20 protein-coding genes and 1 pseudogene are annotated in these 23407 nt (G+C 66.7%); 10 read left to right on the top strand and 11 right to left on the bottom strand.

What is annotated here, in order from left to right:
- A pseudogene (locus tag ACYPYD_RS16290) lies at positions 1-210 on the bottom strand (outer membrane protein assembly factor BamD); the annotation flags it as partial.
- A 100-nt stretch (positions 211-310) separates the two neighbouring features.
- Between ACYPYD_RS16290 and ACYPYD_RS16285 the strand changes: the two are divergent.
- Positions 311-2089, top strand: a complete 1779-nt coding sequence (locus ACYPYD_RS16285; protein WP_211150284.1) for a cation:proton antiporter domain-containing protein — start codon at positions 311-313, stop codon at positions 2087-2089.
- Here the strand turns inward: ACYPYD_RS16285 and ACYPYD_RS16280 are convergent.
- Complete coding sequence (locus ACYPYD_RS16280; RefSeq protein ID WP_459664200.1) at positions 2086-2562, bottom strand: Lrp/AsnC family transcriptional regulator; 477 nt, start codon at positions 2560-2562, stop codon at positions 2086-2088. The genes ACYPYD_RS16285 and ACYPYD_RS16280 overlap by 4 nt on opposite strands.
- Positions 2563-2675: 113 nt before the next feature.
- Between ACYPYD_RS16280 and ACYPYD_RS16275 the strand changes: the two genes are divergently transcribed.
- On the top strand, positions 2676-3614 hold the full coding sequence (locus ACYPYD_RS16275; RefSeq protein WP_459664198.1) for a DMT family transporter: 939 nt from the start codon (positions 2676-2678) through the stop codon (positions 3612-3614).
- A 109-nt stretch (positions 3615-3723) separates the two neighbouring features.
- Here the strand turns inward: ACYPYD_RS16275 and ACYPYD_RS16270 are convergent, their stop codons facing one another.
- The 7 genes from ACYPYD_RS16270 to smpB form a co-directional block, all read right to left on the bottom strand.
- Positions 3724-4656, bottom strand: coding sequence for a glutaminase (locus tag ACYPYD_RS16270; RefSeq protein WP_459664196.1), 933 nt, complete (start codon positions 4654-4656; stop codon positions 3724-3726).
- A gap of 106 nt (positions 4657-4762) precedes the next feature.
- A complete protein-coding gene (locus tag ACYPYD_RS16265; protein WP_069708032.1) occupies positions 4763-5245 on the bottom strand; it encodes a hypothetical protein in 483 nt (160 codons plus the stop codon).
- On the bottom strand, positions 5242-7890 hold the full coding sequence (gene alaS, locus ACYPYD_RS16260) for an alanine--tRNA ligase (protein ID WP_459664194.1): 2649 nt from the start codon (positions 7888-7890) through the stop codon (positions 5242-5244). The genes ACYPYD_RS16265 and alaS overlap by 4 nt, the downstream gene beginning before the upstream one ends.
- Positions 7891-8472: 582 nt before the next feature.
- A complete protein-coding gene (gene recA / locus ACYPYD_RS16255; RefSeq protein WP_008831281.1) occupies positions 8473-9543 on the bottom strand; it encodes a recombinase RecA in 1071 nt (356 codons plus the stop codon).
- Between the two features lie 122 nt (positions 9544-9665).
- On the bottom strand, positions 9666-12101 hold the full coding sequence (locus ACYPYD_RS16250) for a hybrid sensor histidine kinase/response regulator (RefSeq protein WP_459664191.1): 2436 nt from the start codon (positions 12099-12101) through the stop codon (positions 9666-9668).
- Between the two features lie 13 nt (positions 12102-12114).
- The gene (locus ACYPYD_RS16245; RefSeq protein ID WP_271181193.1) at positions 12115-12702 is read right to left on the bottom strand and encodes a DUF2062 domain-containing protein; all 588 of its coding nucleotides are present in this window, start codon (positions 12700-12702) and stop codon (positions 12115-12117) included.
- A 6-nt stretch (positions 12703-12708) separates the two neighbouring features.
- Positions 12709-13191, bottom strand: coding sequence for an SsrA-binding protein SmpB (gene smpB, locus ACYPYD_RS16240; protein WP_008831278.1), 483 nt, complete (start codon positions 13189-13191; stop codon positions 12709-12711).
- Between the two features lie 225 nt (positions 13192-13416).
- Here smpB and ACYPYD_RS16235 point away from each other — a divergent pair, with 225 nt between their 5' ends.
- Complete coding sequence (locus ACYPYD_RS16235; protein WP_459664189.1) at positions 13417-15369, top strand: alpha/beta hydrolase family protein; 1953 nt, start codon at positions 13417-13419, stop codon at positions 15367-15369.
- A 49-nt stretch (positions 15370-15418) separates the two neighbouring features.
- Here ACYPYD_RS16235 and dapA read toward each other — a convergent pair whose 3' ends face one another.
- Positions 15419-16300, bottom strand: a complete 882-nt coding sequence (gene dapA / locus ACYPYD_RS16230) for a 4-hydroxy-tetrahydrodipicolinate synthase (RefSeq protein ID WP_459664186.1) — start codon at positions 16298-16300, stop codon at positions 15419-15421.
- A 100-nt stretch (positions 16301-16400) separates the two neighbouring features.
- Between dapA and ACYPYD_RS16225 the strand changes: the two genes are divergently transcribed.
- Genes ACYPYD_RS16225 through ACYPYD_RS16200 form a run of 6 tightly spaced genes read left to right on the top strand, consistent with a single transcriptional unit; the run spans position 16401 to position 21063 of the window.
- Positions 16401-18392 carry a lytic transglycosylase domain-containing protein gene (locus tag ACYPYD_RS16225; RefSeq protein ID WP_459664184.1) on the top strand — a complete coding sequence of 664 codons (1992 nt, stop codon included), beginning with the start codon at positions 16401-16403 and terminating at the stop codon, positions 18390-18392.
- A gap of 19 nt (positions 18393-18411) precedes the next feature.
- On the top strand, positions 18412-18708 hold the full coding sequence (locus ACYPYD_RS16220) for a hypothetical protein (RefSeq protein WP_285020311.1): 297 nt from the start codon (positions 18412-18414) through the stop codon (positions 18706-18708).
- A 30-nt stretch (positions 18709-18738) separates the two neighbouring features.
- The gene (gene greB, locus ACYPYD_RS16215) at positions 18739-19218 is read left to right on the top strand and encodes a transcription elongation factor GreB (protein ID WP_036523799.1); all 480 of its coding nucleotides are present in this window, start codon (positions 18739-18741) and stop codon (positions 19216-19218) included.
- Positions 19215-19991 (top strand): TSUP family transporter, encoded by a 777-nt coding sequence (locus ACYPYD_RS16210; RefSeq protein ID WP_231958202.1) that lies wholly within the window; start codon positions 19215-19217, stop codon positions 19989-19991. The genes greB and ACYPYD_RS16210 overlap by 4 nt, the downstream gene beginning before the upstream one ends.
- Positions 19976-20521 carry a TPM domain-containing protein gene (locus tag ACYPYD_RS16205; RefSeq protein ID WP_459664183.1) on the top strand — a complete coding sequence of 182 codons (546 nt, stop codon included), beginning with the start codon at positions 19976-19978 and terminating at the stop codon, positions 20519-20521. The genes ACYPYD_RS16210 and ACYPYD_RS16205 overlap by 16 nt, the downstream gene beginning before the upstream one ends.
- 38 nt (positions 20522-20559) lie before the next feature.
- Positions 20560-21063 carry a hypothetical protein gene (locus ACYPYD_RS16200; protein WP_459664181.1) on the top strand — a complete coding sequence of 168 codons (504 nt, stop codon included), beginning with the start codon at positions 20560-20562 and terminating at the stop codon, positions 21061-21063.
- A gap of 53 nt (positions 21064-21116) precedes the next feature.
- Here ACYPYD_RS16200 and ACYPYD_RS16195 read toward each other — a convergent pair whose 3' ends face one another.
- Positions 21117-21788 (bottom strand): outer membrane protein, encoded by a 672-nt coding sequence (locus ACYPYD_RS16195; RefSeq protein WP_037520291.1) that lies wholly within the window; start codon positions 21786-21788, stop codon positions 21117-21119.
- Between the two features lie 290 nt (positions 21789-22078).
- On the opposite strand from ACYPYD_RS16195, the gene rlmN reads away from it, so the two are divergent.
- Complete coding sequence (gene rlmN / locus ACYPYD_RS16190; protein WP_069708041.1) at positions 22079-23407, top strand: 23S rRNA (adenine(2503)-C(2))-methyltransferase RlmN; 1329 nt, start codon at positions 22079-22081, stop codon at positions 23405-23407.

The raw sequence follows: 23407 nt of genomic DNA, 5'->3' as shown, positions 1-23407 counted from the left end.
CTGGCGCTCGACTTCGTCGAACAGCGCGGCGGCCTGCTTGGTGCGCCCGGTTTCCAGGCGCTGCTGAGCCGCAGCGTAGAGCGTATCGACGTCGCGCGCGACGTAGGCGGTATCGCGATTCTTCGCCCGTCCCCCGCAACCGGCAGTGAGAACGATCGCCCCGGTAGCGGCGGCGAGGATGGCGGTCTTGAGCGACGAGCGTGCGAACATGGACGGGTCTATAACCAGCGCTTCGCTGAACGCCAAGTGAAGTTGCGCAAGAGTGGACAGCGCAATTGTCGCAAGCCGCTACAACCTCTAGGCTTCCCGCATGGCAGGCAGCAGCGATCTCTATTCCCCGATGATGTCCGACGCCCTGGTGATCCTGGGCGCGGCAGGCATCGTCATCCCGGTGTTCAACCGGTTCCGCATCACGCCCGTCATCGGCTTCATTCTCGTCGGCCTGCTGGTCGGTCCGTTCGGGCTCGGCCGCCATGTGTTCGACCATCGCTGGCTGCATTACATCACCATCACCGACCCGGACGGGCTGGATATCTTCGCCGAATTCGGCATCATCCTGCTGCTGTTCTCGATCGGTCTGGAGCTGTCCTTCGCCCGCCTGTGGGAGATGCGGCGCATGGTCTTCGGGCTGGGCTCGCTCGAACTGATCGTCATCGCCGCCTCGCTGACCTTCATCCTTGCGGCGATCGGCCAGAGCTTCTCGGGCGCCATGGCGCTGGGTCTCGCGCTCGCGCTGTCGTCCACCGCACTGGTGCTCAAGATCACCGAGACGACAACGCCGGTCGGCAAGGCCGCACTGGCGATGCTGCTGTTCGAGGATATCGCCCTCGTCCCCATCATCTTCCTGCTCGGCGCGCTCGGCCCGCACACCGGGGACGGTGTCAGCGACCTGCTCAACACCCTGTTATGGGGCACCGTGGTGGTCGGCGGCCTGCTGATCTTCGGCCGCTACCTGCTGCCGCCACTGTTCGCGCAGGCCGCTCGCACCAAGAGCCCCGAACTGTTCCTCGCCGCGAGTTTGCTGGTGGTGATCGTCGCCTCGCTGGCAACCGCCGCCGCCGGGCTTTCCCCCATAGTCGGCGCCCTCGTCGCCGGGCTCCTGATCGCCGAGACCGAGTACCATTCCGAGGTCGAGCAGATCACCGAACCGTTCAAGGGCCTCGCCCTCGGCGTCTTCCTGATCACCATCGGCATGAGCATCGACCTCTATGTCGTCTGGGAAAACCTCGCCTCGATCCTGATCGCGACGGTCGTGGTCATCGTGCTCAAATCGGTGGTGACGGGCGTGATGCTGCGGGTGATGGGCGCCCGGCGCGGCACTGCGACCGAAGCGGGCATCCTCATGTCGAGCCCTTCGGAGACTACGCTGATCGTGCTGACCGCGGCCAGCACCGCCCAGTTGATCCAGCCCGGCACGGCGCAGTTCTGGCAGATCGTCACCGCGCTCGGCCTGACGGTGACCCCGCTCCTGGCAATGGCCGGCAAGGTCATGGGCAAGCGCGTGGACGGGGCCGAGACGCCGCACCGTCCCGCCGACGATGCCACGCGGCCGCGCACGCTGATCGTCGGATTCGGCCGCGTCGGCCACCTCGTTGCCGACATGCTGACCCGGCACGGGCGGCCCTATCTCGCGATCGACAGCGACGCCGACCTCGTCGCCCACGGCCGGCGCCTCGGCTACACCGTCGCCTTCGGTAACGCGGGTCGCGGCGACGCCCTGGTGCGGCTCGGCGCCGCGGACGCGGCGGCGGTGATCCTCACCATGGACGAGCCCGTCACCGCCCAGCGCATCGTGCGCAAGCTGCGCCAGCAGTTCCCGGACCTTCCGATTCTCGCCCGCGCCCGCGACGCCGACCACGCCGCCCAGCTCTACCGTGCCGGAGCCAGCTATGCCGTGCCCGAAACGCTGGAAAGTTCGCTGCAGCTTTCCGAGGCCGCGCTCGTCGAAACCGGCGTCGCGATGGGACCGATCATCGCCTCGATCCACGAAAAGCGCGACGAATTCCGCGAGATGATCATGGAACGCGGCGGCCTTTCGGAGAAGCCCTCGCTGAAATCCGGCCAGCTGCGTGAGGCGGAAAGAGCTTAGGGAACAACCACTTCCGCACCGCCCTTGACCCGGTCGAGGGCGATCAGCGTGCGGAAGCTAGCCACCCATTCGTGGTCGGAAAACAGCCGCCGCGTCAACACTTCATAGGCGCTCATGTCCGTAGTGACGATCACCAGAACGAAGCTGGTGCCGCCGGTCGTGTAGTAGCATTGCTGCACTTCGGAAGTCTCGCGGAACAGCGCCTTGGCGCGATCGATACTGGCGGTGCGCTCGTCGCGCAGGAACACCTCGACGATCGCGGTGACCGTCAGCGAGAGCGCCGCCGGATCGACCAGCGCGACGTTGGCGGCGATCGTGCCCGACTGCTCCATCGCCGCGATTCGCCGCTGCACCGCCGCCGCCGAGAGGTTCACCGCTTCCCCGATCGCGCGCTGCGGCGTCTTGTTGTCACGCTGCAGGATTCGCAGGATTTCACGGTCGAAGGCGTCGAGCGGGGCGGTCTTCTTGGGCATATGCGAGTTTTTGTTGCGTTTCGCGGCCAAATCAAGAGCGCACAACCCGCTGTCCAGGTGATATTCGCTCACGGCACATAACGGCACTCAGCGGCACATAAAGCTACCACACGATGACCACAGGCACGGCAATCCCCACTGACAACCGCCTGACCGGCGTGCTCTGCGGCATCGGCGCGGGTGCCTTGTGGGGCCTCGTGTTCCTCGCCCCCGAACTGGCGGGCAGCTTCTCCCCCCTCCAGCTGAGCATCGGCCGCTACTTGTGCTACGGAGCCGCATCGGCGGTGCTGATCGCGCCGCGCCGCCGCCAGGTCTTCGCCGCGCTGACCCGCCGCGAGTGGTGGAGCCTTGCCTGGCTCGCCCTGCTCGGCAACACCGCCTACTTCGTGTTCCTCGCCAGCGCCGTGCAATCGGGCGGGGTCGCGATGAGCTCGCTAGTGATCGGCTTCCTGCCCGTAGCGGTGACCATCGTGGGCAGCCGCGACCATGGTGCCGTACCACTGCGCCGCCTCGCGCCCTCGCTGCTGCTCTGCGCCGGAGGAGCGGTCTGCATCGGCTGGCAGTCGCTGGCCTCGCCCGCCTCCGGATCGACGACTGCGCAACTGACCGGCCTCGCCTGCGCCATCGGTGCCCTCGCCTCGTGGACCACGTTTGCGATTGGCAATGCCCGCTGCCTCGTGCGTACCAAAGTCTCAGTCCATGAGTGGAACCTGCTGACCGGCCTCGTCACCGGAGCGCAGGCCCTGCTCCTCCTCCCCGTCTCGCTCGTGCTGGAGGACTGGCGCCGCCCGGCCCCCGAATGGCTGACTTTCGCGGCCGTCTGCGTCGCCGTCGCGCTCCTGGCCTCGATTCTCGGCAATGCGCTGTGGAACCGGATGAGCCGCCTGCTGCCACTCACCCTCGTCGGCCAGATGATCCTGTTCGAAACGCTGTTCGCGCTGATCTACGGCTTCGCATGGGAAGGTCGCCTGCCGACGCCGATGGAACTGGCGGCCTTCGCGCTGGTAGTGGCGAGCGTGGTCACCTGCCTTTCGGCGCATCGGAGGCATTAACCGCTGCATGCGCAGCCGGGGCTTCGACAAGCTCAGCCTGAGCGGATTTGAGAGGTTCTCACAATAACGTCCGCTCGCCCTCAGCTTGTCTAAGGGTCTGGCTTGGCGCCTATCCCCTCGGCTCGAACACCGACCATCCCGTGCGGTGGACAAGCTGCTCCAGCGCCAGTTGCCCGAGGTGCGAGTTGCCCGCTTCGTTCAGCCCCGGCGACCACACCGCAATGCTGGCGATCCCCGGAGCCACCGAAAGGATGCCGCCCCCGACCCCCGACTTGCCCGGCAGGCCGATGCGATAGGCGAAGTCGCCCGAATTGTCGTAATGCCCGCAGGACATCATCAGCGCATTGATGCGCCGCGCCCGCCGTGCAGTGACCACCCGGTGCCCCTCCACACGCCCGTCCCCCATCAGGAAGCGCCCCGCCATTGCCAACTGCCGACAGCTCATCGCCAGCGCGCAGAAGTGGAAATAGGTGCCCAGCACCAGTTCCACGTCGCCATGGATGTTCCCGAAGGCGCGCATGTAATTGGCCAGCGCCATGTTGCGAAAGCCGGTCTCCTGCTCGGCGCGGGCGACCGTCTCGTCTATGTGGATCGTATCGTCGTCGCCCGCCAGTTCGCGCACGAAACGCAGCATCTGCCCGATCGCCTCGCGCGGCTGCAACCGGCCAAGGAGCACATCGCACACCACGATAGCCCCGGCGTTGATGAAGGGATTGCGCGGGATCCCGTGCTCGGTTTCCAGCTGCACGATGGAGTTGAACGCCGACCCCGAAGGCTCGCGGCCCACCCGGTTCCACAACTGGTCCCCCACCGCGCCCAATGCCAGCGTCAGCGCGAAGACCTTGGAGATCGACTGGATCGAAAACGCCTCGTCCGCATCGCCTGCGGCGTGAACCGTGCCGTCGGCCATGACCACGGCGATGCCGAACTTGTCGGCCGGAACCGACGCGAGCGGCGGAATATAGGAGGCGACGGTGCCGCGCTCGGCAATGCCGCGCATTTCCTCGGCGATATCGGCGACGATCCGGGCAATCGGCTCCATGTCATCTCCCGTCATCCCGGGCTTGACCCGGGACCGTTGGCCGTGAACGACCCACCTTGCCGCGCGCGCAGCCCGGCCTCACCTAAAGCCCGCCACCGGTCCCGGATCAAGTCCGGGACGACGCCTCGTCCGCCCCGGCCTGCCATGCGCACCATGCTCCGGCGAGGAACCAGATGGCGAAACCCAGCCAGAATCCCATGAACGGCGCCGTCACACCATCGAGCGGATAGAGTGCAGCCCTCCAGAATGCCCAAAGGCCGCCCATGACCGCCAGCGCGGCATATCCGGTATGGTAGTCTTTCGGGGCAAGACGCCACCGCATCCGGCGATTGCCCGGCTCCGGCGACCATATCGCAAAAGCCAGACGCATGAAGATATAGAGCCCCGCCAGTACGAACAACGGCGCCGAAAGCTCCAGAAGCGGGATGTAATCGTTGAAGCAGTCGTCGAAATCGCCGGTGAAGCTCCGCCCGCGACACTGAACCTGATGCTTCGCCAAGCCACCGAAGAAAGGCATGAACGAGGACGCCAGCCAGAACCCGCAGCCTGCAAAGGCCAGAGTCTTGCGGGCGCCCTCCTTCAGGATCACCCCGCCAGCGCCGCCTTCACCGCCGCGATGGCGTCCGCCGCCTTGTCACCGTCGGGACCGCCGCCCTGCGCCATGTCGGCGCGGCCGCCGCCGCCCTTGCCGCCAAGCGCCTCGACGCCCTTGCGCACGAGTTCCACGGCGCTGACGGTGCCGGTGAGGTCTTCAGTGACGGCAGCGGCGATGCTCGCCTTGCCCTCGTTCACCGCGACGATCGCCGCCACGCCCGAACCGAGGCGCTGCTTGGCCTGATCGAGTAGCCCGCGCAGTTCCTTCGGGTCGAGCCCTTCGAGCACCTGGCCGGAGAACTTGACGCCGTTTACATCCTCGTCAGCCGCCTCGGCCTTCGCGCCGCCGCCGCCAAGAGCCAGCGCCTTCTTCGCCTCGGCCAGTTCGCGCTCCAGCTTGCGGCGTTCGTCGAGCAGCGCGGCGACGCGGGCTTCCACGTCCTCCGGCGTCGTGCGCAGCAGGCTGGCGGCGTTCTTGAGCGCATCCTCGCGGCCGACCAGCCACTGGCGCGCGCCCTCGCCGGTCATCGCCTCGATACGGCGCACACCCGAGGACACCGCGCTTTCCGATACGATGCGGAACACGCCGATGTCGCCGGTGGCGCGCACGTGGGTGCCGCCGCAAAGCTCGACCGAATAGGTGCGATCGCCGGAATGGCGGCCCATCGAGAGTACGCGGACTTCGTCGCCGTACTTCTCGCCGAACAGCGCCATGGCGCCCGCCTCGATGGCATCGTCCGGCGTCATCAGGCGGGTGAGCACCTGTTCGTTGGCGCGAACTTCGGCGTTAACCTCGGCCTCGATCGCGGCGATGTCCTCTTCGGTCAGCGCCTTGGGGTGCGAGAAGTCGAAGCGCAGGCGATCGGCCGCGACCAGCGAGCCCTTCTGCGTGACATGGTCGCCCAGACGGCCGCGCAGCGCCGCATGCAGCAGGTGCGTCGCCGAGTGGTTCGCGCGCACCGCATCGCGGCGCTCGACGTTGACCGTCATGGCGACGGCATCACCGACCTTGATCGTGCCCGCCTCGACCGTGCCGCTCATCGCGTGCAGGCGGCCGAGCGGCTTGGCGGTGTCAATCACGGTGATCTTGAGGCCGTTCGCGCCGGAGATCGAGCCGCGATCGCCTTCCTGACCACCCGATTCGCCGTAGAACGGGGTCTGGTTGGTGAGCACGACGACCGCGTCGCCCGCGCTCGCCGACTGGACTTCCTTGCCGTCCTTCACCAGCGCCACGACCTGGCCTTCGCCGGTGGTCGAGGTGTAGCCGGTGAATTCGCTGGCGCCTTCGCGCTCGGCGATGTCGAACCACACTTCGCTGTCGGCGGCCTGGCCCGAGCCCTTCCACGCAGCGCGCGCGGCGGCCTTCTGCTGCGCCATGGCGGCATCGAAGCCCGCCTTGTCGACGGCGATGCCGCGCGAACGCAGGGCGTCTTCGGTCAGGTCATAGGGGAAGCCGAAAGTGTCGTAGAGCTTGAACGCGGTTTCGCCCGGAAGTTCGCCGCCCTCGCCCATGCCGGCGGTCGCCTCGTCGAGCAGCTTGATGCCGTTCGACAGGGTGCGGCGGAACTGCACTTCCTCGCGCTCCAGCGTCTCTTCGATCAGCGGCTGAGCCCGGCCGAGTTCGGGATAGGCCTGCCCCATCTCGGCGACCAGCGCAGGCACCAGACGGTGCATCAGCGGATCGCGCGCGCCCAGCAGGTGCGCATGGCGCATGGCGCGGCGCATGATGCGGCGCAGGACATAGCCGCGGCCCTCGTTCGAAGGCAGCACGCCATCGGCCAGCAGGAAGCTGGTCGAGCGCAGGTGATCGGCGATCACGCGGTGGCTGGCGCGGGTGTCACCCTCGGCGGCAACGCCGGTCAGGCTTTCCGACGCGGCGATCAGCGCCTTGAAGGTGTCGATGTCGTAGTTGTCGTGGACGCCCTGCATGACGGCGGAGATGCGCTCCAGACCCATGCCGGTGTCGATCGAGGGCTTGGGCAGGTTGCCGACGATCTCGCCCGCAGACTGCTCGAACTGCATGAACACGAGGTTCCAGATCTCGATGAAGCGGTCGCCATCCTCTTCCGGCGATCCCGGAGGGCCGCCCCAGATGTGGTTGCCATGGTCGAAGAAGATTTCCGAGCACGGACCGCACGGGCCTTCATCACCCATCGCCCAGAAGTTGTCCTTCGTCGGGATGCGGATGATCTTCTGCTCGGGCAGACCGGCGATCTTCTTCCACAAGTCGAAGGCTTCGTCGTCGGTATGATAGACGGTGACCAGCAGCTTCTCGACCGGCAGGCCCCACTCCTTCGTCAGCAGCGTCCACGCATGGGTGATCGCCTGCTCCTTGAAGTAATCGCCGAACGAGAAATTGCCGAGCATCTCGAAGAACGTGTGATGGCGCGCGGTGTAGCCGACGTTGTCGAGATCGTTGTGCTTGCCGCCCGCGCGCACGCACTTCTGCGACGAAGTGGCGCGCGGCGTCGCGCGGGTTTCCAGGCCGGTGAACACGTTCTTGAACGGCACCATGCCCGCATTGACGAACATCAGCGTCGGGTCGTTGTAAGGAACGAGCGGCGCGGACTGCACGGCCTCATGACCATTGCTGGCGAAGTAGTCGAGGAAGGACCGGCGGATGTCGTTCGTAGTCTGCATGATTTGCGCCGATAATGGACACCGCGCGCGGCGGCAAGCGGGAGTCTGCGGTCAGACTGGTCGGGAATTGCGATGATACGCCGGTTTTTGCACCATAGTGGCGGGTCGGTTACGGAAGAAGGAAAGACAAAGCAGGGGAGCATAGCCCCCCTGCCCCCCATTACCTGTCGTCGTCGTGCATGCAGCAGCGCCGGGCGCGCATTGCCTTCGTGGATCATGCTGCCGCGGGCCATTTCGACATGAAAGGCGGCTTCGCCGCGGAAAGCGCATGACTGTGAACGATTCTCTGCGTGAGCACTGCAAGCGCTTCAGTCGTATATTCAGAGGATGTCCAAGATCGAACAATCCCTCGCCCTGCCCTTGCGGCGCCTGACCAATCCCATCCAACTGAGCATCGGCGCCGCCGTGACAGTAGCCGGTACCATCCTGGCCCTGTCCCACCTCTAATCCGCAGAGCCAAGGCAGCTGCAAGGCACAAGGCCGACAGTCCCGGGAGCGCGAGGGTGTTAACCCTCGCATTCATACTTCAATCTCTTCCCGAAACAAGAAACCCCGACATTCCTGCCGGGGTTCGTTGTCGGATCAGGCGTCGTCCTCGGAAGGTCCGACCATCATTTCCTCCGCCAATCCGTCGGTCTTGGTGCGGATCGCCTTTTCGAGGCGGTCGCAGACTTCGGGGTTGGTCTTGAGGTAGGTCTTGGCGTTTTCACGCCCCTGCCCGATGCGGATCGAATCGTAGCTGAACCACGCGCCCGACTTCTCGACGAGGCCGGCCTTGACGCCGAGGTCGAGGATTTCGCCGATCTTGGAGACGCCTTCGCCGTACATGATGTCGAATTCGACCTGCTTGAACGGCGGGGCGACCTTGTTCTTGACGATCTTGACGCGGGTGGCGTTGCCGACGACTTCGTCGCGGTCCTTGATCGCGCCGGTGCGGCGGATGTCGAGGCGGACCGAGGCGTAGAACTTGAGCGCGTTGCCGCCCGTGGTCGTTTCCGGGTTGCCGTACATCACGCCGATCTTCATGCGCAGCTGGTTGATGAAGATCACCATGCAGCGCGAGCGGCTGATCGAACCGGTCAGCTTGCGCAGCGACTGGCTCATCAGGCGAGCCTGGAGGCCGACGTGGCTGTCGCCCATCTCGCCTTCGATTTCGGCGCGGGGGACGAGAGCGGCGACCGAGTCGACCACCAGCACGTCGATCGCGTTCGAGCGCACCAGCGTGTCGACGATTTCCAGCGCCTGCTCACCGGTGTCGGGCTGCGAGACGATCAGTTCGTCGATGTTGACGCCCAGCTTCTTGGCATAGACCGGGTCGAGCGCGTGTTCGGCGTCGATAAAGGCGGCGGTGCCGCCGGTCTTCTGCGCTTCGGCGATGCAGTGCAGCGCGAGCGTGGTCTTGCCCGAGCTTTCCGGACCGTAGATCTCGATCACGCGGCCGCGCGGCAGGCCGCCGACGCCGAGTGCGATATCCAGACCGAGCGAGCCGGTGGAGATCGCTTCGACCTGCATGGTCTCCTTCGAGCCCAGCTTCATCGCGGAGCCCTTGCCGAACGCCTTGTCGATCTGTGCGAGCGCGGCTTCGAGCGCCTTCTGACGGTCCATGGAGTCCTTTTCCTTGCCTTCCTGGATCAGCTTGAGCTGAGCGGCCATATTACTTACCTCCTGCTACCTAGCTGACCGGAAAGGTCAACGTCACGAAGCGACCTGTACTCGCTTCGTTCCACCAGAACAAGATAGGAACTTCGGCAGATTTCCGTTTTTTAACGCGGGAATCAGCCCTTGGCGGTCTGCGCCAGAACTTCCCCGACTTTTTCGGAGAGCTGCTGGACCGAGAACGGCTTGGGCATGAACCAGGCGTTGGGGATGCCGATCTGCTTGCGCAGCTGCTCCTCCGCATAGCCCGACATGAACAGCACCGGCAGGTCGGGCGCGAAGCGGCGAATCTCGCGCGCCATGGCCGGACCGTCGAGCGTGGGCATGACGACGTCGGAGACGACGAGGTCGAACTGGCCGCCCTCCTCCACCAGTTCGAGGCCTTCTTCGCCGTCGCGCGCGCAGGTGACCTGGTAGCCCTGCCGGGTGAGCGCCCGTTCGGCGACGATGCGCACCGGGTCTTCGTCCTCGACCAGCAGGATCGAGCCGCCGCCCGCCCACTGCGTCGGCGGCGGCGTGGGGGCGACGATCGCCTTTTCAGGGAGGCTGCCGGGGGTCGCATGGTGGACCGGGAGATAGACGGTGAAGCGCGTGCCGCCGCCTTTGCCATTTTGGCCCACGTCGGTCTCGGCGAAGATGAAGCCGCCCGACTGCTTGACGATGCCGTAGACCGTCGAGAGGCCGAGGCCGGTGCCCTTGCCCTGCTCCTTGGTGGTGAAGAACGGCTCGAAGATCTTGCCGAGGATTTCGGGCGGGATGCCGCCGCCGGTATCCTCGACGATGAGCGCGGTGTACTCGCCCGCCGGGATGATCTCGGACCGCATCGCGCGCACGTCGGTGGTGGTGATGCGGCGGGTCGCGAGCGTCAGCTTGCCCGCACCGTCGCCGCGCGATTGCATGGCGTCGCGGGCGTTGACGCACAAGTTGACGATGACCTGCTCGAGCTGCGTCGGGTCGGCGCGGACGGGGCCGAGATCGCGGTCGTGGGTGACGGCAAGCTGGATTTTCTCGCCGATCAGGCGGCGCAGCATCTGCGAGACGTCGGCGACGACGTCAGGCACCTGGATTACCTCGGGCCGCAGGGTCTGCTGGCGCGAGAAGGCGAGCAACTGGCGGGTCAGCGAGGCGGCACGGTTGGAGTTGGCGCGGATCTGCTGGATGTCGTCATAGTCCGAATCGCCCGGCGTATGGCGCATCAGCATGAGGTCGCAGGTGCCCAGGATCGCGGTGAGCACGTTGTTGAAATCGTGCGCGACGCCGCCAGCCAGCTGGCCCACCGCCTGCATCTTGGTGGCCTGCGCGACCTGACGCTTGAGGCGCATTTCCTCAGAGGTATCGGTAAGCCCGAGCAACACGGCGGCATCGCCAAGGCCGCGCACGCCCGCGAGGCTGAGCGAGACGGGATCATCCGGCTGACTGGTCAGACGGATCGCGAGGTCTCCCGCCGCAGCCGGGCCTTGCGCGAAGCGACGGATCGCTTCGGACAGCGCGCGCTTGTCATCCTTGACGACGAGGTCGGTCGGGTAGGTCGGCGGCTCCTGCCCTTCGTGGCCGGCCGCGCGCATGAAGGCCGGGTTGGCGAAGAGGAGGCGTCCGTCGCGGTCGGCCATGGCGAGGCCAAGCGGGAGCTGGCTGAGAAGTGCCTCCAGATGCGGCGCGGAGCCGGTGCCGCCGCCTCCGGTGCCGATGCCCTGCGAGGCCTCGACCACGAGCATCAGCGACGGGGTCGTGTTGGGGTCGGCCTCGTCGGTACGGTCAGGGTCGGTGACGGGGACGTGATAGAGTACCAGCGCGCCGCCGCGCCCGCCATCGCGCGCCCAGCCGATCCGCTCGCCCTCCTCCTGCCCGAGCAGCGCGACGAAGTCGGCGCCGGTCATGTCGGCATGGGCATCACCGGTGGCGCGCAGGGCGAAACCGGCGCTCGCGGCGCGGATAGTGCCGTCGGGATCGACCAGCGCGGCGGCGATGCCCGCCTTGGAAAGGCCGCGTCCCAGCTTGCCATCAAGCTGCGCGACGAGTTCGCCGACCGGGTCGCTGGAGCCGATGGCGCCGATGCGCCAGACGAGGAAATCGTCGCCCCTGCCGGTGCGGCGCACGTCTGCGCGCCAGTGGACGCCGTCCTCGTTGGCGATCTCGGCCGTGCCGTGACCGTCGCGCCAGGCGCGACGAGTGGCTTCGGCGAGGCGTTCGAGCGAGATCGGCAGAACCGGCAGGCTGGGCGGCGCGGCAGCGGGGCCGAACCAGTTCTCGAAACAGGAATTGGCGCAAGTCAGGCGCCCGGCACGGTCGGTGACGGCGATCGCCATGTCGGCGCGCTCGATCCCGGCGACGGTGACGGACCAGTCGGGCTGAGCGAACTCGACCTCGGCGGCCGGCGCGCGGCGACGGGCAAGCGCCCATGCGCCTGCACCGAACACGAGGATCGCGGCGAGGAACGTCGCCATCAGCAGCACGTCGCCCGAGACGATCCAGATCAGCACGGCGCTCAGAAGCAGGGCTCCGACGACGACGAGGACGTCAGTGCGCAGTCCGGGGCGCTGTATGCCAGAGTTCATGCAGAGACTTCATTCATGCGGGGGTTTCCGTGGGGGCTTCAATGCGATCCCGTTTCGGCCGCAGGCGGCGAGCGCGGTGCTTGTGGCCGATCCACCAGCGCCAGAACCACAAGGTCAGGAAATAGCTGACGAAAGCGGCGATGACCGACTGGATGAACAGGCCGATCACCACGGCGGGCGCGGTATCGGAAAGCAGCCAGTGCCACCATTGCTGGAAACCCGCGCCTTCGCGCACCATCGCGTTCACCGTGGCGATGTCGGCGTGATAGCCGAAGCTGTTGCCGATCGAGACCGCGAGCGGGAGGATGATCAGCAGCGTCGTGAACGGATTGGAGATGAAGGTCACCGCCGCCGCGAGCGGGATGTTGCCGCGAAACGGCACGCACATCAGCGCCGCGCCGACGATCTGTACGCCCGGAATCAGCGCGAAGATGCCGATGAACATGCCCACCGCCATGCCGCGCGGGACCGAGCGGCGGGTAAAGCGGAACAGTTCCTGCCGCCTTGCGAAAGGCGCGGTGAAGCGATTCCCCTCAAGCTGGGCGTGAGTGGGCATCTGCCGGTGCAGCCACACGGACATGCGGTGGAGGATTGCGCTCATCCCGGCTCAGCCGTGGTCGCGCATGATGCGGGCCTGGTCGCGCTTCCAGTCGCGGTCCTTGATCGTCTGGCGCTTGTCGGCGGCGTTCTTGCCCTTGGCGAGCGCCAGTTCGACTTTCGCGCGGCCCCGGCTGTTGAAGTAGATCGACAGCGGCACGAGCGTCATGCCCTTGCGCTCCACCGCGCCCTGCAGCCGGGAGATTTCCCGTTCGTGCAGCAGCAGCTTGCGGGGGCGCTTGGGCGTGTGGTTGAAACGGTTGCCGTGGCTGAATTCAGGCACGTTGGCGTTGACCAGCCAGCATTCGCCGCCGCGAATCTCGGCGAAGGATTCAGCGATCGAACCCTCGCCGAAACGGAGCGACTTCACTTCGGTGCCGGTGAGTGCGATGCCGGCCTCGAACTTGTCCTCGATATAATAGTCGAACCGTGCCTTGCGGTTTTCCGCAACGGTCTTGAACTTGTCGAATACGGAGTTTTGAGGGCGTGCCATGATCAGCCGCATGTAGGGACAAGACGGCGAAAAGAAAACGCCCCTTTGATCCGGTTCAGCGCGAGAAATCCTCCACGCGCCACGAAGCGGCCGAACCGGATGGACAGCCGCGCCCGCGAATGAACGGCGGTGTTAACGGATTGTCATCGCCTTTCGGATCAACCTTGCGTTGCAAACGCCCGGAATTGCGGGAATATCGCGTGCAAATTCGGGGGAATTTCTCATATGCGCACAGTCCTGCGGGCGGCCGTTCCGACCGCCCTTCTGTTCCTGCAAGTGCTGCCGGCAGCTTCGGCGGCGACGGTCGAGCCGCCACCGCTCGATGCCTATGGGGAACTGCCGCGCGTGGAGGATGCCGCCCTCTCGCCTGACGGCGGTTCCATCGCCAGCGTCGCCCAGTCCCAGGGCGAACGCCGGATCCTGGTGGTCACCCGGGACGGCAAGGTTCGCTTCAACGCCGCCAGCGGCACCAACAAGATACGGCGGATCGACTGGGCCGATGCCGACACCGTGCTCCTCACCAACAGCGCCACCGTGCCGCTGTTCGGCTTCACCGCAGACAAGGTGGAGATGAACGGCACCGTCCTGATCCCGCTCAAGGCGGGGAACGAGACCGGGCTGGTCTTCGGCAAGAACCGCGCGATCGTGAATGCCACGCGCGGCCGCTATGGCCTGCGCACCATCGGCGGGCGCACGGTAGGTTTCTTCGGCGGCATCGCACTCGACACCACCACCCGTGGCGAGCCGAGTTGGAAGCACGGGCGCACGACGCTCTACGCCGTCGACATCGCCACCAACAAACCGCGCGTGGTCGCTCCTCCTGCCTCGGAAAACCATTATCGCGACTGGCTCGTCGATGCCTCGGGCACGGTCTCGGTCACGCTCGACATCGCGGAGGAAAGCGGCCTGTGGACGATCGACACGCTGCGCGGAAAGGAACTGGTGCGCGGCGTCGACCCGACCGGCGACGTCAGCCTCGTCGCCTTCGGGCGCGGCGGGGCGAGCGTGATCTACCAGATCGAGGACAAGGACGGCGTCCAGCATTGGTTCGAAGTGCCCCTCGCCGGGGGAACGCCTCAGGAGTATCTGCCCGGCATCGCCATCGATCGCCTTTTCGTAGACCGCACCACCGGCATCCTCATCGGCTACCGCACGATGGAGGAAGTGCCGCGCACGGTCATGGACGATCCTGTGCAGCAGCACGCCATCACCCGCATCTTCAAGGCCTTCGCGGGCAGGCAGGTTGACCTGATCGACTGGACGCCGGGCTTCTCCAAGGTCCTGCTGCGCACCAGCGGCAACCAGGACAGCGGCACCTGGTATCTCGTCGACGTCGCGCAGCGCCGGGCCGATCCAGTCGGCGACGAAAGGCCAAGCATCGCTCCCGAGCAGGTCGGACCGATCTCGGCCGTCGACTACAAGGCGCAGGACGGGCTGGAGATGGACGGCATCCTCACGCTGCCACCGGGACGCGAGGCCAAGGGACTGCCGCTCGTCGTGCTGCCCCACGGCGGCCCGGCCGCCTACGACAAGCCTGCGTTCGACTGGTGGGCGCAGGCTTTCGCCTCGCGCGGGTATGCAGTGTTCCAGCCCAACTTCCGGGGCTCGACCGGACGCGGAGACGCCTTTCGCCATGCCGGTGACGGCGAGTGGGGCCGCAAGATGCAGACCGATATTTCAGACGGCCTCGCCGAACTGGCCGGGCGCGGCATCGTCGATCCGAAGCGGGCCTGCATCGTCGGCGCGAGCTACGGCGGCTATGCCGCACTGGCCGGGGTGACGATCCAGCAGGGGCTCTACAAGTGCGCGGTCTCGGTGGCGGGCGTCGCCGACATCAAGCTGATGTACGACACCGATCTTCGCGAAAGCGGGGGGTCCAAGATGCTGGGCCGTTCACTGGTCGAGCAACTCGGCGACCGCAAGGGCTTCGACGCCGCATCGCCGCGCCGCTTCGCCGCACGGGCCGATGCGCCTGTGCTGCTGATCCACGGCAAGGACGATACGGTCGTCCCCTACCGCCAGAGCCTGGTCATGGCCGATGCGCTGAAGGATGCCGGTAAGCCCTACGAACTGGTCACGCTGGCAGGCGAGGACCACTGGCTCTCGCGCGAGGAGACCCGCAAGCAGATGCTGGCAGCGGCGATGCGCTTCGTGCAGCAGCATAATCCCGCGGAGTGAGGCGAAAAGGCGCGGCGCCCCAGACTTGTGCCGGGGCCCCGCGGAAGCCTTACACCAGCCCGGCGTGGACCAAGGCCTCGTCCACGGACTTCATCGCCGCTTCGCCGCACGTGACGAGCGGCAGGCGCAGTTCGTTTTCGATCCAGTCGTGGACTTGCGCCAGCGCGTACTTGCACGGCCCCGGCGAGCTGTCCTCGAACATGGCGTAGTGCAGCGGGTAGAGGCGGTCGTTCAACTCGCGCGCCTTCTCCAGATTATTGGCGGCGCAGGCGGCCTGGAACTCGGCGCAGAGCGCGGGCGCGACGTTGGCGGTCACCGAAATGCAGCCGACGCCGCCCGCCGCATTGAACGGCAGGGCCAGTTCGTCATCGCCGCAAAGCTGCACAAAGTCCTTGCCGATGCCCATGCGGTGGTCGGTCACGCGGCTGAGGTCGCCGCTCGCGTCCTTGATCGCGATGAAGCGCCCCGGGAAGCGGCGGGCGAGTTCGCAGACGGTCTCGGGCAACAGGTCGGTGACGGTGCGGCCGGGCACGTTGTAGAGCACGATCGGCAAGTCGTTGTTCTCGGCAAGGTAGCTGAAGTGCGCCAGCAGGCCCGCCTGGCTCGGGCGGTTGTAGTAAGGCGCGACCAGCAGCGCGGCAGCCGCGCCGCACTTCTTCGAGAAGTTCATGTGCAGCAGCGCGTTCATCGTGTCGTTGCTGCCGCAGCCGGCGATGATCGGCACGCGGCCCGCCGCCTGCTCGATGCAGACTTCGATGACGCGGTGGTGCTCGGCGTTCGACAGCGTCGAGTTCTCGCCGGTGGTGCCGCAGGGGACGAGCGCGGAGGAGCCCGATTCGATCTGCCAGTCGACGAGGCGGCGGAAAGCCTGTTCGTCGAACGCCCCGTCGCGAAACGGTGTGACAAGCGCGGGAATCGAGCCGGAGAACATGGACTTTACCTCTTAGCGATGCTCAATGATCGCTCAGCCGGGGAACAACCCCGCTTGCCGAACGTCACGTTCAGCGCCTGATAAGGAGCCTCTTGAGAAAATGTCCAGCATGTTGCGCGCCCCCCACCTGCTGCTGAGCATTTCTTTCACCGTTTTTGCCGTTCCCGCACTCGCCCAGTCAACGTCGCCCTACGGGACGCCGGACGGCCGCGAATGGGATGCGGCAAGGGCGCAGTCGATGCAGACGCACGACATGAACGTCCATCAGTCGATCGACCAGTGGAAGCTGCTGAGCGCCAACGACCGCATGGGCTTCGCCGCCTATACCTCGTTCCTGCTGACGTATCCGGGCTATCCGCAGCAGGACAAGATCAGGGGCTATGCCGAAAAGGCGCTGCTGACCGAATCGCCCTCGGCCCAGGCGGTGATCTGCTATTTCGACCGCTTCGCCCCGATCGGCAGCCGCGCGGCGGGCCGCTATGCCGTGGCGCTCTCGACGATGCGCCGCGCGGATGCCGCGACCAATGCCGTCGCCGCCTGGCGCATGGGGGCGCTGATCGATTCGGACGAGGCCGCCCTCCTCGGCCTTTATCGAGGCCAGTTCACCGCCGCCGATCACGACGCGCGCATGGATGCGCTGCTGTGGCAGGGCGAAACCGCGCAGGCCGAGCGGCAGATTTCCTTCGTCTCCGCCGCGCGCCGCTCCGAGTTCATGGAGCGCCTGACGCTGCTGCAGGGCTCTGCCCCGGGCACGCTGGGGATGAGCCTGCCCTCCGGCATCGCGTCCGACCCCGGCTATATCTACAACCGCGCGGTGCAGGCGCGCCGTTCGGGCAACAGCGCCGGTGCGGTGAGCCTGCTCGCCAATCGCCCGCCGCTGTCGCGCCCGGTAGCCCAGCCCGAGCAGTGGGTGCGCGAACTGCTCACCGCCGCGAAAGCCGCCGACGCATCGAGCGCGGTGCGCATCGCCACCTCGATCGACGACGCCTTCGCCCCCGGCACCGACGTCAGCCGCCAGTCCTTCCGGGTGCGCGACGACTACACCACGCTGATGTGGCTGGGCGGGACCAAGGCATTGTGGAGCCTCTCCAGCCCGCGTCAGGCCGCACCGCTGTTCTACCGCTACGGCGCCGCCGCGCAGACGCCGGGCACGCGCTCCAAGGGCTTCTACTGGGCTGGCCGCGCCGCCGCGATGGGCGGCGACACGGCGGGCGCCAACCGCTACTTCGAGATGGCGGCGCAGTATCCGCAGTACTTCTACGGCCAGCTTTCGCTCGAACGGCTGAGTCGTCCGATCCCCAATCTCGACACCCGGCCGAGCGCGGTGCCGAGCATGGCCCAGCGCACCTCGTTCGCCTCGCTGCCGATCACGCGGGCGGTGCGCGACGTCGCCCGCGACGCCGACTGGCGCACCGGCGTGCAGTTCTACCGCGAGATCTCCAATCAGGCGCAGACCGCCGAGGACTACGTGCTCGTCGCCGATCTGGCGCGTGAGATCGGCCGCCGCGACCTCGCCGTCATCATGGGCCAGAGCGCGCATGCGGGCGGGTTCGACCAGTTCGGCAAGATTTCGTTCCCGCTGGTCCCGACCCCGCAGGGCACCGACTGGACGATGGTGCACGCCCTCGCCCGGCAGGAAAGCCAGTTCGCCCAGAACGCGCTCAGCCACGCGGGCGCACGCGGGTTGATGCAGCTGATGCCCGGCACCGCGCGCGAGCAGGCGGGCAAGATGGGCCTAGCCTATGACGAAGGCGCGCTAATCAGCGATCCCAGCTACAACATCCTGCTGGGCGACGCCTACTTCCGCCGCGTGAAGGACTACTTCGGCGGCGCCCTGCCGCTGGCCATTGCCGCCTACAACGCCGGTCCCGGCAACGTGAACAAGTGGCTGCGCGCCAACGGCGATCCGCGCACCGGCTCCGTCGAGTGGCTCGACTGGCTGGAGCAGATTCCGATCTACGAGACCAAGAACTACGTCCAGCGCGTGCTGGAGAACGCCGTGGTCTACGAGACGATGTATCCGGAGAAATCGGACTACAACGGCGCGAACAAGCTCTCGCGACTGATGCCGGGCAAGCGCGCGCCGGGCTGATCGCTGCGCCCGCCCGGTGATGTACCTCGAACATCTGCTGCTGGCGCTGGCGGTGCAGGTCCTCGTCGCCCGCCTGACCGGCAACTGGTGGACCGGCGCGGCACTCGCCAGCGCCTATTTCATCGGGCGCGAGGCGGCGCAGGCGGAGTATCGCTGGATCGAGCAGTTCGGCCACGGCCTGCGCACGAACATGCCGTGGTGGGGGCCGTTCGATTTGCGCGTCTGGCCCAAGCTGGACCAGTGGATCGACTGGATCGGCCCGCTCGTCGGCACCTGCGCGCTGGCATGGTTGATGACGCGCAAACGCCGCTTCTAATCGGGCGCCGCTCGCCCTATCAGCGGCGACATGAAACCCGCCGGTCCTCCCATCTCTCCCACTGGCATGGCCGCCTTGCGCGCCCGCTACGACCACCTGCTCGGCAAGGAGCGCCCCGAGATCGTGGAGATCGTATCGTGGGCGGCGGGCAACGGCGACCGCTCGGAGAACGGCGACTATCTCTACGGCCGCAAGCGTATGCGCGAGATCGACCGCGAACTGGCCTTCCTCGCCCGCCGCATGAAGGCGCTGCGGGTCGTCGATCCGGCCGACCAGACCGAGCGCGGCAAAGTCTTCTTCGGCGCCACCGTCGAACTCGCCGACGAGGACGACGAGCGCCTGACCATCACCATCGTCGGCGACGACGAACAGGACGCCTCCACCGGCCGCATCGGCTGGAGCGCCCCGATCGCCCGCGCCCTGCGCGGCGCAGGCGTGGGCGACTTGCGCATCGTGCGCCTGCCGTCCGGCGAGAAGGAGTGGGAGATCATGGCGGTGAGCTACCCATGATGGAGTTGAGCGTCGAAGCGATCGGCTTCCTCATCGCCATCGCCTTTCTTGCGGGCGGGGTCGACGCGCTGGCGGGCGGCGGCGGGCTGCTGACGATCCCGGCGCTGATGGCAGCGGGCATACCGCCCGTCTCTGCGCTGGCGACCAACAAGCTGCAGAGCACCATCGGCACGTCCTCCGCCTTCCTGACCTTCCACCGCGCCGGGCATGTCGACCTCAAGGCCTTCGCCTTTCCGGCGCTCGGCGCCTTCGTCGGCTCGGTAGCGGGCGGAACTGCGGTGCAGTTCGTCGATCCCAAGTTCCTCGCCGCCTTCGTGCCGGTGCTGCTGATCGCGATGGGGCTCTACTTCCTGCTCGCCCCGCCGATGAGCGAGGTCGATCGCCACGCCCGCGTCGGCCGCGTGGGGCTGACGCTGATCACCAGCGGCATCGGTTTCTACGACGGCTTCTTCGGCCCCGGCACCGGCTCGTTCCTGACGACGGCGCTGGTGGCGCTGGGCGGACTTGGCCTCGTGCGCGCGATCGCCAATACCAAGTTCCTGAACCTGTCCACCAACGTCGCCGGGCTGCTGGCGATGATCGCGGGCGGCAAGGTGCTGTGGCTACTGGGCGCGGGCATGGCGGCGGCGAACGTCGCGGGCAACCAGGTCGGCGCGCGCCTCGCGATCCGCTACGGCGGCAAGGGCGTGCGGCCTCTGCTCGTCGTCATGTCGTTCGCGCTAACGGTGAAGCTGCTCTCCGACCCGAAGAACCCGCTGTGGAGCCTGTTCTGAAAGGCATGGCCCGCTCGAAACTCTGGATCACGCTAGCGGCATCACTGCTCGCCGTCGGCTGCGATGGCGCACCGGCAGGCACGCGTTCCGACACAGCGACGGCTGACGCACGGCAACTCGGTGCGCCCATCGTCCAGACGGGGTTCGTCACCGACGCTGCAGGGGTGTTGGACGACGCCGCAGAGCAACGCCTCACCGCCCGCCTGCAGGCTCTTGAGCAGGTCACGCATCATCAGATGGTGATCGTCACCACGCCGTCGTTGGGCGGCGAGGATATTCTCTTCTACACCGTCGATCTCGCCCGGCGCTGGGGCATCGGCCGCAAGGGACACAATGACGGCGTAGTCGTGCTGGTTGCACCGAACGAACGCAAGGTACGCATATCCGTAGGCTACGGCCTTGAAGGCACCCTGACGGACCCGCGCTGCAAGGAAATCATCGAGCAGGATATGTTGCCCACCTTCAAGCAAGGCGACTTTGCCGGTGGACTCGAACGGGGCGTGGACAGCCTTGTAGCCCTGCTGCGCTGAGCATGTCGCATGACCCCATTTCATGCGATGAGGCGCGAGTGACATTTCTCCGCATCCTGTCTGCAACGGCAGCCATTACCTGCCTTGCGCTCGCCCCCTCGGCACACGCCCGCGAGAGCCTCGGCCTCTACGGGACCTGGGGCGCCTTTCGCGATCCGCTCGTCCCGCGCTGCTACGCCATCGCCAAGGCCGAGCCGAGCGCGAAGCGGCGTGACTACCAGCCTTACGCGGCGATCGGCACGTGGCCGAGTCGCGGAGCGCGTGGGCAGGTGCATTTCCGGCTGTCGCGCAAGCTCGCGCAGAATGCGGTGATCACCCTTCGCATCGGTGACAGGCGCCTGCAACTGACCGGCGGCGGCGGCGACGCATGGCCGCGCAGCGATGCCGACAACGCCGCGATCAGCGCCGCCATGCGCTCTGCCCGCACGATGACCATCGGCGCGCGCGACGACCGGGGGCTGCCTTTCGGCGATACGTATGTCCTGCCCGGGGCCGCTTCCGCCATGGACGCCGCGCTGATCGGCTGCGCCCGCCTCAGATAGAAGAAGGGCGGAGCCACGGCCCCGCCCTTCCCTCGCCATGAGGTCGTGAAACCTTAGAAGCGCACGCCCACGCCCGCCATGACCTGGTGACGGTCGAGGTCGAGGTTGAAGCGCTGGCTGTCGGGGATCTCGTTCGTGTAGTCGATCTCGCCCTTGCTGTAGTTCGAGTAGCGGTACTCGATCTTGGCGAAGACGTTGTTCGTCACCGCCTGTTCGACGCCCGCACCGATGCGCCAGCCGTCGGCATCGATGTCGCGATTGGTGTCGACCGTGCCGAAGGTGCTGCGAACGTCGAACTTGGCGTTCGTGTAGCCACCCTTGGCATAGAGCATCGTCTTCGGGCTGATCACGTAACCGACGCGCGCGCCGACGTAGAGATCACGGTTCGCCTTGACGTTGCCGAGGCCGAAGCCCTCGAACTCGCCGTCGTTGAAGCGGGTTTTGGCGGTGGACCAGGTCACTTCCGCCTCGGGGCCGACCACAAGGTTGCCCGCGCGGAAGTCGTAGCCCGCGCCGACGCCGTAGGTGAACCCGTCGACCGTCTTGTTGTTGTCCTCGTTGACGTCGTCGTCAACGCTGCTCCCCGCCTTGGTGGCGTCGTAGCCGCCCAGCGCCTCGACGTGGAACTGCGAAAACGGATCGACCGGTGCGACGTTCTGCGCGAAAGCCGGAGCGGCCGAGGCCATGGCGGTTCCTGCGGCGAGACAAACAAGGATCTTCTTCATAAACGGTACTCCAAAAACGATCCCGTGAGGCGGGCTGTTCCCGCTTGCCCATCGGGCTTCCAGCAAGCGGGTCGCCCCGCCTTGGACTGGTCAAAAGCGGATGGACCGCCCGGAGTTTCCTGAACCTAACACAACGAAAACGTTGATGTTTTTCGGCAACACTGCGTCGATGGATGGAGTATCTGGCGCGATGTGTGACGGGAACCTGACAAAGCGCTCGCCGTTCGCGCAGGCTCGCGCGGGCGGGCATCTTCCGTTTCGGGGCGATATGCACTATATGCCCGCCGATCATGTCAGAGCAGCACATCTCCACCGCAGCGGTCTCGACCGCCGCCGGCCTCACGCCGATCCCGGGCAACGTCGACCCGATGACCGTGGCGCGTCCTTCACTGGTGGACGGCGTGACCCCGCGCGAGGACGGGCGCATCGACCTCATCGGCCTGCCCAAGAAGCGCATCGCCGAACTGTTCGAAGGCGCCGGGCTGGACGTGAAGGCCGCCAAGCTGCGCGCCAAGCAGGTCTACCACTGGCTCTACCACCGCGGCGTGACCGAGTTCGAGGCGATGACCGACATCGCCAAGACCATGCGCCCCTGGCTGGCGGAACGCTTCGTCATCGGCCGCCCGGAGATCGTGGAGGCGCAGCATTCCAGCGACGGCACCCGCAAGTGGCTGCTGCGCACGGCGGACGCGCACGACTTCGAGATGGTGTTCATCCCCGACGCCGATCGCGGGACGCTCTGCGTCTCTTCGCAGGTCGGCTGCACGCTCAACTGCCGCTTCTGCCACACCGGCACCATGCGCCTCGTGCGCAACCTGACCGTGGGCGAGATCGTCGGCCAGGTCATGCTGGCGCGCGATTCGCTCAGTGAGTGGCCCAAGAACGCCGAAGACAGTCGCCGCCTCGCCGCATTGATGGACGACATCGGTGACGACGATGACGAGGAAGGCGGCTACCACCCCAGCGGCCGCCTGCTGACCAACATCGTGATGATGGGCATGGGCGAGCCGCTCTACAACTTCGACAACGTGCGCGATGCGCTCAAGCTGGTGATGGACGGTGACGGCCTCGCCTTGTCGAAGCGCCGCATCACCCTCTCCACCTCGGGCGTGATCCCGCAGATGGAACGCTGCGGTGAGGAGATCGGCGTGAACCTTGCCGTCTCGCTCCATGCGGTGACCAAGGAAGTGCGCGACGAGATCGTGCCGGTGAACAAGAAGTACGGCATCGAGCAGCTGCTGCAGGCCTGCGCCGACTATCCGCGCGCCTCCAACGCCCGGCGCATCACCTTCGAGTACGTGATGCTCAAGGACAAGAACGACAGCGACGACGACGCGCGCGAACTGGTCCGCCTGCTCAAGCACTACAAGCTGCCCGCCAAGGTGAACCTGATCCCGTTCAACCCCTGGCCCGGCGCACCTTACGAATGCTCGACGCCCGAGCGCATCCGTTCGTTCTCCGAGATCGTGTTCCAGGGCGGCATTTCCGCGCCGGTGCGCACCCCGCGCGGACGCGACATCGATGCGGCCTGCGGGCAGCTCAAGACGGCAGCGGAAAAGAAGAGCCGCGCCGAGATCGACCGCCTGCTGGCGGAGAAGGAAGCGGCGCTGCTGGGCTGA

Source organism: Novosphingobium sp. 11B (genome assembly GCF_054589055.1).
Note: the sequence above shows the minus strand (reverse complement) of the source record. Positions and strands in the feature narration are given on the sequence as shown.

Excerpts from the sequence above, each read along its gene's own strand:
- ACYPYD_RS16270 (WP_459664196.1), bottom strand. The coding sequence starts at position 4,656 with ATGGAGCCGATTGCCCGGATCGTCGCCGATATCGCCGAGGAAATGCGC.
- greB (WP_036523799.1), top strand. The coding sequence starts at position 18,739 with ATGAAACCCGCCGGTCCTCCCATCTCTCCCACTGGCATGGCCGCCTTG.
- ACYPYD_RS16285 (WP_211150284.1), top strand. The coding sequence starts at position 311 with ATGGCAGGCAGCAGCGATCTCTATTCCCCGATGATGTCCGACGCCCTG.
- recA (WP_008831281.1), bottom strand. The coding sequence starts at position 9,543 with ATGGCCGCTCAGCTCAAGCTGATCCAGGAAGGCAAGGAAAAGGACTCC.
- ACYPYD_RS16220 (WP_285020311.1), top strand. The coding sequence starts at position 18,412 with ATGTACCTCGAACATCTGCTGCTGGCGCTGGCGGTGCAGGTCCTCGTC.
- ACYPYD_RS16275 (WP_459664198.1), top strand. The coding sequence starts at position 2,676 with ATGACCACAGGCACGGCAATCCCCACTGACAACCGCCTGACCGGCGTG.
- ACYPYD_RS16210 (WP_231958202.1), top strand. The coding sequence starts at position 19,215 with ATGATGGAGTTGAGCGTCGAAGCGATCGGCTTCCTCATCGCCATCGCC.
- alaS (WP_459664194.1), bottom strand. The coding sequence starts at position 7,890 with ATGCAGACTACGAACGACATCCGCCGGTCCTTCCTCGACTACTTCGCC.
- ACYPYD_RS16235 (WP_459664189.1), top strand. The coding sequence starts at position 13,417 with ATGCGCACAGTCCTGCGGGCGGCCGTTCCGACCGCCCTTCTGTTCCTG.
- ACYPYD_RS16280 (WP_459664200.1), bottom strand. The coding sequence starts at position 2,562 with ATGCCCAAGAAGACCGCCCCGCTCGACGCCTTCGACCGTGAAATCCTG.
- dapA (WP_459664186.1), bottom strand. The coding sequence starts at position 16,300 with ATGTTCTCCGGCTCGATTCCCGCGCTTGTCACACCGTTTCGCGACGGG.
- ACYPYD_RS16250 (WP_459664191.1), bottom strand. The coding sequence starts at position 12,101 with ATGAACTCTGGCATACAGCGCCCCGGACTGCGCACTGACGTCCTCGTC.
- smpB (WP_008831278.1), bottom strand. The coding sequence starts at position 13,191 with ATGGCACGCCCTCAAAACTCCGTATTCGACAAGTTCAAGACCGTTGCG.
- rlmN (WP_069708041.1), top strand. The coding sequence starts at position 22,079 with ATGTCAGAGCAGCACATCTCCACCGCAGCGGTCTCGACCGCCGCCGGC.
- ACYPYD_RS16225 (WP_459664184.1), top strand. The coding sequence starts at position 16,401 with ATGTCCAGCATGTTGCGCGCCCCCCACCTGCTGCTGAGCATTTCTTTC.
- ACYPYD_RS16245 (WP_271181193.1), bottom strand. The coding sequence starts at position 12,702 with ATGAGCGCAATCCTCCACCGCATGTCCGTGTGGCTGCACCGGCAGATG.
- ACYPYD_RS16195 (WP_037520291.1), bottom strand. The coding sequence starts at position 21,788 with ATGAAGAAGATCCTTGTTTGTCTCGCCGCAGGAACCGCCATGGCCTCG.